This is a genomic window from Arthrobacter sp. APC 3897 (genome assembly GCF_030407495.1).
In the GTDB taxonomy this organism is placed as follows: Bacteria; Actinomycetota; Actinomycetes; order Actinomycetales; family Micrococcaceae; genus Arthrobacter_B.
On record NZ_JASDDG010000021.1, the window covers coordinates 70816 to 81073 of the forward strand.

Genomic DNA, 10258 nt, shown 5'->3' on the forward strand with positions numbered 1-10258 from the left:
GTCAGCCCTCCACGCGCAGCCCGAGGTTGGCGGCCAGGAGCGGGGCCAGCATCATCAGCTGCCCGTCATCGATCGTGGCGCCGCGCAGTCCGGACAGGTGTGTGATGGACCGCAGTTCAGTGGTGCGCAGATCCACGTCCTGCAGCACCGCTCCGGTGAGGCTCAGGTCACCGATCCGGCAGTCGCGGAAGGCCACCCGGGTGGCGTGGACCCCGTCCAGGTCCAGTTCCTCGATGGTGCAGCCGGTGAACAGGACGTCGGTGAGTCTGGAGTTTCGCAGGTTTACGTAGTCCAGTTTGCCGCCGTCCACGTGCACTGAGTTCCAGCCGTTGTCATAAAGTTCCGCCGATCCCAGCCGGCTGCCCTCCAGGACGACGTCGCGGAAGGTGGCCCGCGGAGCACGGAACACCGGTGCATACAGGCCGGAGGACCGGCACTCCAGGAACCGGGCGCCGCGCAGCGAGGTGTCCGTCATGGACGCCGACTGAAACTCACACTCCAGAAAGGTGCTGCCCTGCAGATCAGCGCCGTCGAAGGACGCGCGGTCAAACCGCCGGCCTTCAAACGTACCGGCACCTTCCGGTGCCTGCGCTTCTTCGAGGCCCTGCAGCGAAACGGAATCCAGGGCCGGTTGCTTGGTTTTCCCGGATCCTGAGGTGCGGACGGGCGGGCGCCGGCCTGCCTGAGCCACGCTTACTTGCGCCGGCCGAAGATGAAGTAGGAGAGCGGGCCGATGAAGTTCACGGCGCAGGCTGCGGACCAAAGTGCCCGGGAACCGCGGACTTCAGCTGCCGGACGGCGCCAGATGTCCGCCAGTGCCAGGCCGGCGAGGGCAAACTGCACGGTCGCGGAGACGCCCACCAGCTTCTTCTGCCGGCTGGTGAGGTCCTTGAGGGATTTCTTCGTAGCCATGATGCTCCCGTTTCTGTTTTGTGGCGCCCGCGCAGAGAGACTGCCGCCACGGACACCGGTGTGATTACGATTCTTCCGTGCCCGCGGCGAAAAACTCGTACTCCCGGTGTGTCGATTCGCGGAAGGCTCTGAAAATGACCGCCCGAACATCGTCGGTGCTGCGTTCGAGCACGTTTTCCAGAATCCGCACAGCATCAACCGTGGCCTCCGTGAAGGCCGGGTCGCTGTAGGTGGCCAGCCAATCGGCGTAGGGGTGGCCGGGGTGACTGGCCTTCCGGAGCCGTGCGCCTACATCCGCATAGATCCAGAAGCATGGCAGAACAGCGCCGACCAGCCGCTCATATTCGCTGTCCCGGGAGTCTGCGCCGGTGACGGAACCCTTGTCCGTCCCCAGCAGATGCGTCAGATACCCGCTGGTAACGGGTGACGGTAAAATCTCGCTCCCGGGTACTCCCGCCGACGGAAGCCACGAGGCATGCAGCTCCATTTCTGTTACGAGGGCGTCGTGGGCCGCCTTCGCCCAAAAGACCTGCTCCTCGAACGCGGGGGCCAGTTCACTGGCCCGCGCCAGTGCCCTGGCATAGCCGCGCAGGTAGAGGGCATCCTGGCCGAGGTAGAGATCGAACGCACTTCGTTTCAAGCACCCGTTTCCGAGGTTCCGCACGAAGTCCAGCTCATCGATTTCGGCCCGTGCCGCAGCTGTCAGATCCCACAACTCGGCTGTGTGCGGCCCGGCCGCTTCCACCACAGGTGCCGCCTCAGCCGGCTCCACCGGCTTATGCGGTCCGGCGGGCACCAGCCCGCGTTTCCAGACCCCGTAGAAGTGATGCACCGGTCCGTGACCCGCACCGACGTCGAGCTCATCCGCGTGCTCCAACGCCTCCTGGAGCCACTCTTTGGTGGCCGTTAGCGCGTGGTCCCACCGGCCCGTCAGGGCGTAGAACGTTGCCATGGCCGCCGACATCGAGCAACCGGTGCCGTGCGTGTTGACCGTATTCGCCCGCAGCGCCCGCACCTGGAGCACCAGGGGGTTGGCCGCGGCTGCATCCACCAGCGCGTCGGGACAGCTGTCCCCCGTCAGATGCCCGCCCTTGACCAAGACTTTCACGCCGTACGCAGCGGAGAGCCGTTCGCCCTGAGCCAGCGCCTGGTCCCAGGAATCAGCCGGTGTTTCCTGCACCAGCACCGCCAGTTCCGGAAGATTCGGCGTCACCAGGTCCACACGGTGCAGCAGCTGCCGCAGTGCTGCTTCGGCGCCGGCATCCAGCAGCCGGTCCCCGCTGGTGGCGATCATGACCGGATCCAGCACCACTGCCGGCACTCTGGCTGAGACCAGCCAATCATCCACCATCTGCGTAGCCTCCGCACTGCCGAGCATGCCAATCTTCACGGCATCGATTTCGACGTCGTCGCTCACCGCGTCCAACTGCTCGCGCAGGAAACGGGCCGGCGGCGTATGTACCGAGCGCACGCCGCGGGTGTTCTGGGCAACCAGCGCGGTAACTGCTGCCATGCCGTAGCCGCCGGTTGCCGCGATGGATTTCAGATCTGCCTGGATGCCGGCACCGCCGCTGGGATCGGTGCCGGCGATGCTGAGAATCCGGGGAACCCCGGCGCTCATGCCGGGCTTCCCGAGTTCCACGCGCGGATCAGGTCCGTTGCGGCCCGCAGCGGATCGGCGGCACCGCAGATGGCCGACACCACTGCCGCACCGCTTGCTCCGGCGGTCCGAAGTGCAGCAATGTCCTCCAGCAGGATCCCGCCGATGGCCACCACCGGCAGCGGAGACCCGGCGGCAAAATCGGCAAATCCGTTGATGCCCAGGGGCTCGGGGTGGTCGGGTTTGGTGCGGGTGGGGCGGATGACGCCGGCGCCCAGGTAGTCAACGGTTCCGGGCGGCAGCCCCGCCAGCAGATCCAGATGGTCCGGTGTGTTGGCGGTCAGGCCGACGACGGCGTCCGGACCCACGATGGTGCGCACCGAGTCAGCCGGCAGGTCCGTCTGCCCCACATGAACCCCGTGCACTGCCGCCCCTGCCGACTTCGCCGCCAGGAATACGTCCACCCGGTCATCCACCAGCACGGTGGCCCGGTTGGCTGCTGCTTCTGAAACAGCCAGTACCAGGGCATAGAAGTCTGCAGCAGAGGCGTCCTTTTCACGAACCTGGACGGTGGTCACTCCGCCGGCCACGGCCGCCCGTACGGTGTCCACGACGCCCCGGGGAGCGCACAGCGCCGTATCCGTCACCAGATAGATTCCGCTGGTCCGGATGCGCTGCCGGGAACAGGACACGTCCGTCACTGAGTCCCTCATGCCGCCGCCATCCGCTGTTCCAGGTCCGGATGTCCAAGCGCGGCCAGCGAATCGAGGAAACCGACGGCGAAAGAACCCGGCCCCGCAGCTGTCTCGGCTGCAGGTTCCGCGGCCACCGTATAGGCGGCGGTTGCCGCAGCAACGGCGGCCAGGGGTCCGCCGTCGTCGGCTGCCGCCAAGAATGCCGCGGTTACGGCTCCCAGTGCGCAGCCGCCTCCTGTCACCTTGGTCAGCAGGGCATGTCCGTTACTGATCCGAACCGTGTCGGTTCCATCGGTCACCAGGTCAATGGGACCTGACACGGCCACCACTGATCCATGCTTTTCCGCCAACAGGAGCGCGGCGGGCAGCGCATCCTCGGGGTTGTCGGTGGCGTCGACGCCGCGGCCACCGGCGCCCAGACCGGCGAGAGCGATGATCTCCGACGCATTGGCGCGGATGGCGGTGGGGTGCAGGGCCAGCAGCTGCGATGCAAGGGCTGTCCGCACCGGGAGGCTGCCCACGGCCACGGGGTCCAAGACCCAGGGTGTTCCCGCCTCATTCGCTGCCCGGGCCGCTTCCAGCATGGCCGTCCGCTGTTCCGCCTGCGGGGTGCCGAGATTGATGAGCACGGCGGAGGCGGACCGGGCAAACGGACCGGCCTCGCCGGGAATATCCGTCATGGCCGGTGCTGCTCCCAGCGCCAGCAGCACGTTGGCGGTGAAGTTGGTGACCACAGCGTTGGTGAGGCACTGCACCAGGGGCGGATCGGCGCGCAGGCGCTCAAGATGGGTGGAAACGGTTAACGGTGTCAGGCGAATAGTCATCCGCGACATCCCTTCGCTAGTTCTAACTAGATCAGGTTCAACGGGTGTTATCTCAGCCTTCCGGCACCCCGTGTCACTGCCACGACTCTAAGCCATTCCCGGCCCGAAGCACACTCCTGCGGCCGGTCCGGTTCCGGTTCTCCGCTCAGAGCGCGGAGTGGGACCCCAAACGGTGGTAGGTGCGGTTGTGATAGACCAGCGGGGCATCAGGTTCGCCGGAGGCAAGAATGTTCAGGACCTCAGCCGTCACCAGGACCGAGGATCCGACGGCGGTGCGGCTCAGGACGCGGGCGCGGAGGGCATGCGGCGCATCCACGAGCAGCGGCTCTCCGGTAGGCAGGTTTTCCCAGGCCAGCTCCGGCGTGAATCTGTCCGTTCCGGGTCGGGAGAACAGAGACGCCAGCGGTGCGTTGCGTGCGCCCAGGAGATGTACCACCACGGTGTCAGCGGCAGCGATGACACCGGCGGATCCCTGGGCTGACGCCAGAGAGAAAACCAGTATCGGCGGATCGGCGGAGACGGAGGATACGGACGAAGCGGTCAATCCGACCGGCCCGGCTTCGCCGCGCGCGGTAATAACGGCAACTCCGGCCGGATGGGCGCGGAAGGCGTCCTTGAAATGGTCTGTCAGCATGAGTCAACGCTAGAACCTCAACATTGGTTGAGGTCAAATTGGGATCCGTCACGCGCCGTCGTGCCGCCCTAAAATTCGAAGGCGCGGGCGCCGGTTCCCTGCTCCGCAGAGGCGTCGTCGGGGTTGACGAACCGGCATTCGGCCAGTGAGAGGCAGCCGCATCCGATGCATCCGCCCAGGCGGTCCCGCAGTGCCTCCAGGGAATGGATCCGTGCGTCCAAATCCTGACGCCAGGCAGAGGAAAGCCGCTGCCAGTCGTTCTGGTCCGGCACGGCGTCCCTGGGCAGCTCATCCAGGGCCCGGGCGATGGCGGACAGCGGAATTCCTGCCCGCTGAGCTGCGCGGATCACGGCCACCCGGCGAAGGACAGAGCGGTCGAAGCGACGCTGGTTTCCGGCGGTGCGGCGGCTGCTGATCAGCCCCTGACGTTCGTAAAAGTGCAGCGCGGAAACACTCACGCCGCTGCGCTCGGCCAGCTGGCCCACCGTCAGTTCGGACCGCTTCGGTGCTTCCGCGCCGGTCGATGCATCGCTGCCCACAGTTCCACCCTCCGTTGCCGGTTCCATTATCCGTCCTGGCAAACCTGCGTGCACCCACGCCCGCCGAGTGTCCATGTCATTCGGAATGCTGCCGGAATGACCGCATGAAGGCGCCGCTCGATGGAGCTAATGGCCCGGATCTCCCCCTTCGACGGACCGTGCATTTGCCCGGCTCTGGCGGTCCGCACCCGGAGGTGTGAGAGTGGCGCTCTGACCATGCGCCAATGCCAGCCCCAGAGAGGCCCCTATGTTCCCCGCAGCTCCCGATGCCGCAGGCACCCTGGTTTTCCTGCAGGGCACGGGCAACCCTGATCCTGTCCCCGCCGAGACCATTCGCTGGATGCTTGCCCGGGATCCGGCGCTGAAGGGTTACGCGGTCCTTGATGTGGCGTGGGCTGCCGGGGCTGCCCCGGACATCAGCGTGGTGTCCGCACTCCCGCCGCGCTACCGGCCGGCAGCGGACGAGACCCCGGCGGAGCTCGCCGAGGCGGAGCGCGGGCTGGCGCTGGCCGGGCTTGACCTTCTCAATGCTCCGCCGCTGCATCGCCTCCCGGACACCGCCGCAGCCGGAGGCCCGGCCGGAACAGAAGAGAACGGCGTTGCCGCAGTGGACGCGGCGGAAGAAAGCCTGCTGGGCAGCACCCTGGAGCGGCTGACCCTGAACCTGATCACCGACGTCGCAATCCGGCGCCGTGTGCCGCTGACGGATGCAGCATCGGACTTTTCCCGCAGCATCATCTATTACCTGCGCCGGGGTGCCGAGGCCCGCACCGCAGTCACGCACGCCCTGCGGATGGCGAACCAGGACGCCCCCGTGATCCTCTTCGGCCACAGCCTCGGCGGGGTGGCGGCCGTGGATCTGGTCTCCGATCCCGGGTGGAAAGCTGAAGGCGTACGGCTGGACCTGCTCGTCACGGCCGGTTCCCAAAGTCCGTGGCTCTATCTGCTGGGCGGACTTGCGCATTTGGCGCCGGACGGAGCGGGTACGCTGCCTGTACCCTGGCTGAATTTTTGGGATGAACGTGATCTGCTGTCCTTCTGCGGCGAACGGGTCTTTGCCGGACGCGGTGACCGGATCATCGATCAGGAGGTTCAGTCCGGAGAGCCGTTCCCCGGTTCGCACAGTGCCTATTTCGCCAACTCGGATGTATTCCGTGCCATCGGTACCCGGTTAAACCTGGGCTGAGCGCTCCGCGGCACTCTGGCCGGGGCCCCCGGGTTTGGTGTTCACTGGAGGACATGAGAGCCATCTGGAAGGGTGCCATAGCGTTTGGGCTGGTCAACGTGCCGGTCAAGGTTTATGCCGCCACCGAGAACCACGACGTCAGCCTGCACCAGGTCCATGAGAAGGACGGCGGACGCATCCGCTACCAGCGCCGCTGTGAAATCTGCGGTGAAGTAGTGGAATACAAGGACATTGCCAAGGCGTATGACGACGGCGAGCAAACGGTGGTTCTCAGTGATGAGGAACTGGCCTCCCTGCCGGTGGAGAAGAGCCGGGAAATCGACGTCGTGGAATTTGTGCCCAGCGACCAGGTGGACCCCATCCTCTTCGACAAGACGTATTATCTGGAGCCCGATTCGAAGTCAACCAAGTCGTACGTGCTGCTGCGCCGGACCCTTGAGGACACTGACCGTACGGCCATTGTCCAGTTTTCACTCCGGCAGAAGAGCAGGCTGGGTGCGCTGAGGGTCCGCGGTGACGTGCTGACCCTGCAAACCCTGCTGTGGGAGGACGAAGTCCGGGAAGCCGCCTTCCCGTCACTGGATGAGAAAGTCCGGATCAGTGCCAAGGAACTGGAGATGTCGTCAACCCTGGTGGAGTCCTTCAGCTCGGACTTCAACCCGGCCGAGTTCACTGACGATTACCAGGAGCAGCTGAAAACACTGATCGAAGCAAAGCTGGAAAAGGGCGAGGCCCTGGATACCGGGGAGACCTTCGGGACCGAAACGGAAGAGGAGGGCGGAAAGGTCCTGGACCTGATGGAAGCCCTGCGGCGAAGCGTGGAAAAGAACCGCGGCAGGAAAGCATCCGGGTCCGGCTCAAAATCCTCCGCTTCCGGGACCCGCTCCTCCTCCCGCACGCAGAAGGACGATGACAAACCGGCGGACAAGAAACCCGCACGCAAGGCTCCGGCCAAGACCAGGAAGGGTGCTTAGACCATGGCGCTGACCAATTTTTTCCGGGACCGCAACGGCCGCATCCGAATTTTTGAAGTTCCCAACCTGCCCATTCTCGCGTGGGCCGGTTTCGGAGCCGCATCCATGATGGCTCTGACACCGAAGTACCGGGAACTCATGGGCACGCTCAGCAAGGGGTCGCTGACGTTTTGGGCCCTGCTGGAGGCGGTGCGGGGCAACAGTCCGTTCCGCCGGACCATGGGCATGGCAACCCTTGCCCGCGAGGTCCTGCCCCGCACCAGCTAGCTACTGGCGGTAGCCTTCCACTTCCCCTACCGGCCGCACTGCCGCATCGTCGGGGTTTTCGCCGGCGTCCAGCCGGGCCCGGCGCTGACGGAGCAGATCCCAGCACTGGTCCAGCTGTTCCTCCACCCGGCGCAGCTGTTCCAGACGGTCTTCGGGATGGTCCGCGGCAGGGGAATCCCGCAGCTCCTGTTCCTTTTCCACGAGTTCGGAAATTCGGTGCTGAATCTCGTTAGCGTCCATGTGACCAACGCTAGCCATCCCTCCGTCCGGTGACCAGTTCCTCCGCGACGTTGAGGTGCCTCAGCGCGCCAGGAGCTGGCTCAGAAACCGGGAGAAGCCTTCCGGAGCCCGCCCGTCCCGGCGCCCGGACGTAATGACCCGGGTTTCATCGGTGGCAATCCAGGCGGTGCCCGTCGCTTTGATCCGTGCCACCAGGTCCACGTCTTCGTGGGCTTCCAGTGGTGCAAATCCTCCGGCCCGGCGGTAGGCGGCCGCGGAAAACCCCAGATTCGCCCCGTGGATATAGGGGTGGCCTTCCTCAAGGACATGCTGGAGCTCCCAGACGGCCAGTTCCCGTGCGGAGAGGTCGGCTGCGTCCGGCACCACGGTGCCCAGGATCAAGCCGTAGCCGGCGCCGGCAAGTCGGCACTGCCGGACGAGCCAGTCCCGGGGAACCACGGTGTCCGCGTCGGTGGTGGCAATCCAGAGCCCGGGCCGCTGCGGCTGGGCGTCGATGCCGGCGGCCCGCGCCGCGCCCACCAGACCGAAGGATCCTTCAACGGTGCTCAGCTCCAGCTCCGGGGCCCAGGCCGGCTGCAGGCCCGTCACCACGTTCAGCGATCCGTCCGTGCAGGAGTCCAGCACCACCGTGACGGTGGCGGGGATACCGTATTGTTCCCGGAGCGTCTGCGCTGCGGTGGCCACTGAGGCCAGGGACGCCGGAAGCAGCTTCTCTTCGTTGCGGGCAGGGATGACGACGGCGAGGTGTTCAGGTGCAGGCATGGACTACTGCGTCTCCGTGCGGACCAGCACGTCAATGCGGAAGTCCTTCTCCCGGTGTTCTGCCAGCACGCGCAGCCCGTTCCGTGCCCGGAAGGCCTCATGGACCTGGTCTCCGGTCAGCTCCCAGCCCTCGTTCGGATGACGCCAGTGGCACAGCAGGATCACGCCGTCGTCCGTCAGGGACGCTTCGCTGTGCCCGGCCAGTTCCTGCAGTTCACTGTGCTGAAGGAAATACCCGATCTCCGAGACAACCACCAGGTCATAGCGGCCCCGGGGCCAGTCCTGCGGCACGGCTCCCTGCTCCAGACGCACATGAGCGGCGGAGGTCAGCCGCTGCCGGGCCAGTTCGAGTGCGCGGTTGCTGATGTCCGTCGCCAGCACGGCATCGGCGCGGTCCGCCAGTTCCCGGGTGAAAACCCCGATGGAACATCCGGGCTCAAAGACCGAGGAGAAATGCGGCCGCGGAAGCATGGCCAGGCAGAGCGCGCGTTTGCGGTGCTCATAGAAACTGTCTTCAAAGTGCCAGGGATCGGAGTTGCTGCGATACAGGTCCTCAAAGACTTCGCGGGGCGGACGCGGGCTGGACAGCACAAATGACTCAAAGCTGCGTTCGAAGTGGGCCAGCACTCCGGCGCTGAGCAGCGCTTCGTCTCCCGGCGCCGGTGAGAGGGGCCGCACCTGGGTGACGTGCGTTTCCATCGCCCGTTTCTTGGCGGCGGCAGCGTCACCGAGGGGCAGCAGCAGCAGGTTGTCCGGAACGTCTTCAGGCCGGCCCCAGTGCCACAGCCAAATCGGATATTCCAGCAGCGGAAGGCCCATGGTCCGGGCAAGGGCGGCCGCTGCCTGCCCCGCGGTGTCATGGTCGGTGTGTCCGTCGCTGCGCCAGGGAGCAACCAGGACGGTGTCCCTGGGGTTGGGCCCCACAATGGCGGCCAGTGCGGCGTCCAGTTCGGTCCGGTGCCCGGCCAGTCCGCCGTCGGGCAGCTCCAGGAAATGCACGGCGGCCTCGGGCGCAAGGTGCGCGACGGCGTCGCGCAGTTCCGCCCGACGCACATGTGCCAGCTGCTCCGGGGTACGGGTGGGCGACTCCGGATGGGAGGCCTCCCCGGCCGTTGCCACCACCACGTCGACGGCGGTGCCCCGGGCGGCGAGCAGGGCGATGAGGCCGCCGGCGCCCAGGGTTTCATCGTCGGGGTGTGCGGACAGCACCACCAGGCGGCCGCTGCCCGGTGGAATCAGCCGGTCCAGCTCCAGCCGGCTGCGCCCCTGGAGCGCCGGAGCCCAGTTAGCCTCGGGAACGGAGTCATCCAGATGATTGAAGCTCACCACGGGCACACTCCGCCCTGCAGCAGCGACCGGCCCAGTGCTGCATGGTCACGCTCCGCGTGGTGCTGGCGCAGATAGATGCGCAGGTCGGCCGTCCGGCGGGCATGCTCCTCATCCAGTGCCAGCGGCCCGGGACCCAGCCCGTGGTCCGCCAGCGCGAGGACCTCTTCCGCGGCGTCGGCGACGATGCCTCTTACCCGCTGCGCCAGGATGGCACCCGCGCGACCTTCAGCGTCGCCGGCGTCAACCCGGGCGGCGGCCTCGTCCAGCGCGGCCCGCGCTGCCTGCAGCCGGAGATC

At 66.5% G+C, this 10258-nt stretch carries 13 protein-coding genes, 1 pseudogene and 1 riboswitch; of the genes and pseudogenes, 3 read left to right on the forward strand and 11 right to left on the reverse strand.

Features of this window, described 5'->3' with window-relative positions:
* Position 1: 1 nt before the first annotated feature.
* The 7 genes from QMA10_RS11480 to soxR form a co-directional block, all read right to left on the reverse strand.
* A complete protein-coding gene (locus QMA10_RS11480) occupies positions 2 to 691 on the reverse strand; it encodes a pentapeptide repeat-containing protein (protein WP_290168490.1) in 690 nt (229 codons plus the stop codon).
* 2 nt (positions 692 to 693) lie between these two features.
* Positions 694 to 912 (reverse strand): PLDc N-terminal domain-containing protein, encoded by a 219-nt coding sequence (locus QMA10_RS11485; protein ID WP_290168492.1) that lies wholly within the window; start codon positions 910 to 912, stop codon positions 694 to 696.
* A gap of 64 nt (positions 913 to 976) precedes the next feature.
* On the reverse strand, positions 977 to 2533 hold the full coding sequence (locus tag QMA10_RS11490; RefSeq protein WP_290168495.1) for a bifunctional hydroxymethylpyrimidine kinase/phosphomethylpyrimidine kinase: 1557 nt from the start codon (positions 2531 to 2533) through the stop codon (positions 977 to 979).
* Entirely contained in the window at positions 2530 to 3225 is a 696-nt protein-coding gene (gene thiE / locus QMA10_RS11495; RefSeq protein ID WP_290168497.1) for a thiamine phosphate synthase, read from the reverse strand. Before thiE ends, QMA10_RS11490 begins: the two co-directional genes overlap by 4 nt.
* Positions 3222 to 4040, reverse strand: coding sequence for a hydroxyethylthiazole kinase (thiM, locus tag QMA10_RS11500; protein WP_290168498.1), 819 nt, complete (start codon positions 4038 to 4040; stop codon positions 3222 to 3224). Before thiM ends, thiE begins: the two co-directional genes overlap by 4 nt.
* A riboswitch (TPP riboswitch) is annotated at positions 4023 to 4112 on the reverse strand. (Overlaps the previous gene by 18 nt.)
* A 64-nt stretch (positions 4113 to 4176) precedes the next feature.
* Positions 4177 to 4665 (reverse strand): flavin reductase family protein, encoded by a 489-nt coding sequence (locus QMA10_RS11505; protein WP_290168499.1) that lies wholly within the window; start codon positions 4663 to 4665, stop codon positions 4177 to 4179.
* A gap of 68 nt (positions 4666 to 4733) precedes the next feature.
* On the reverse strand, positions 4734 to 5231 hold the full coding sequence (soxR, locus tag QMA10_RS11510; protein ID WP_290168502.1) for a redox-sensitive transcriptional activator SoxR: 498 nt from the start codon (positions 5229 to 5231) through the stop codon (positions 4734 to 4736).
* Between the two features lie 220 nt (positions 5232 to 5451).
* Here soxR and QMA10_RS11515 point away from each other — a divergent pair, with 220 nt between their 5' ends.
* Genes QMA10_RS11515 through QMA10_RS11525 form a run of 3 tightly spaced genes read left to right on the forward strand, consistent with a single transcriptional unit; the run spans position 5452 to position 7631 of the window.
* On the forward strand, positions 5452 to 6390 hold the full coding sequence (locus QMA10_RS11515; RefSeq protein WP_290168504.1) for a hypothetical protein: 939 nt from the start codon (positions 5452 to 5454) through the stop codon (positions 6388 to 6390).
* 53 nt (positions 6391 to 6443) lie between these two features.
* Entirely contained in the window at positions 6444 to 7364 is a 921-nt protein-coding gene (locus tag QMA10_RS11520) for a Ku protein (protein ID WP_290168505.1), read from the forward strand.
* 3 nt (positions 7365 to 7367) lie between these two features.
* A complete protein-coding gene (locus QMA10_RS11525) occupies positions 7368 to 7631 on the forward strand; it encodes a hypothetical protein (protein WP_290168506.1) in 264 nt (87 codons plus the stop codon).
* On the opposite strand, the gene QMA10_RS11530 is transcribed toward QMA10_RS11525, so the two are convergent.
* From QMA10_RS11530 to QMA10_RS11545, 4 genes and pseudogenes are all read right to left on the reverse strand, one after another.
* On the reverse strand, positions 7632 to 7871 hold the full coding sequence (locus QMA10_RS11530; RefSeq protein ID WP_290168508.1) for a DUF2630 family protein: 240 nt from the start codon (positions 7869 to 7871) through the stop codon (positions 7632 to 7634).
* Positions 7872 to 7931: 60 nt separating this feature from the next.
* On the reverse strand, positions 7932 to 8633 hold the full coding sequence (locus QMA10_RS11535; RefSeq protein ID WP_290168509.1) for a glycosyltransferase: 702 nt from the start codon (positions 8631 to 8633) through the stop codon (positions 7932 to 7934).
* A 3-nt stretch (positions 8634 to 8636) separates the two neighbouring features.
* Entirely contained in the window at positions 8637 to 9959 is a 1323-nt protein-coding gene (locus QMA10_RS11540; protein WP_290168511.1) for a bifunctional PIG-L family deacetylase/class I SAM-dependent methyltransferase, read from the reverse strand.
* Positions 9956 to 10258, reverse strand: a pseudogene (locus QMA10_RS11545) (acyl-CoA dehydrogenase); the annotation flags it as partial. The gene QMA10_RS11540 and the pseudogene QMA10_RS11545, both read right to left, overlap by 4 nt.

Coding starts and splice junctions, on each gene's coding strand:
- QMA10_RS11485 (WP_290168492.1), bottom strand. CDS start 912: ATGGCTACGAAGAAATCCCTCAAGGACCTCACCAGCCGGCAGAAGAAG.
- QMA10_RS11490 (WP_290168495.1), bottom strand. CDS start 2,533: ATGAGCGCCGGGGTTCCCCGGATTCTCAGCATCGCCGGCACCGATCCC.
- thiE (WP_290168497.1), bottom strand. CDS start 3,225: ATGAGGGACTCAGTGACGGACGTGTCCTGTTCCCGGCAGCGCATCCGG.
- thiM (WP_290168498.1), bottom strand. CDS start 4,040: ATGTCGCGGATGACTATTCGCCTGACACCGTTAACCGTTTCCACCCAT.
- QMA10_RS11505 (WP_290168499.1), bottom strand. CDS start 4,665: ATGCTGACAGACCATTTCAAGGACGCCTTCCGCGCCCATCCGGCCGGA.
- soxR (WP_290168502.1), bottom strand. CDS start 5,231: ATGGAACCGGCAACGGAGGGTGGAACTGTGGGCAGCGATGCATCGACC.
- QMA10_RS11515 (WP_290168504.1), top strand. CDS start 5,452: ATGTTCCCCGCAGCTCCCGATGCCGCAGGCACCCTGGTTTTCCTGCAG.
- QMA10_RS11520 (WP_290168505.1), top strand. CDS start 6,444: ATGAGAGCCATCTGGAAGGGTGCCATAGCGTTTGGGCTGGTCAACGTG.
- QMA10_RS11525 (WP_290168506.1), top strand. CDS start 7,368: ATGGCGCTGACCAATTTTTTCCGGGACCGCAACGGCCGCATCCGAATT.
- QMA10_RS11530 (WP_290168508.1), bottom strand. CDS start 7,871: ATGGACGCTAACGAGATTCAGCACCGAATTTCCGAACTCGTGGAAAAG.
- QMA10_RS11535 (WP_290168509.1), bottom strand. CDS start 8,633: ATGCCTGCACCTGAACACCTCGCCGTCGTCATCCCTGCCCGCAACGAA.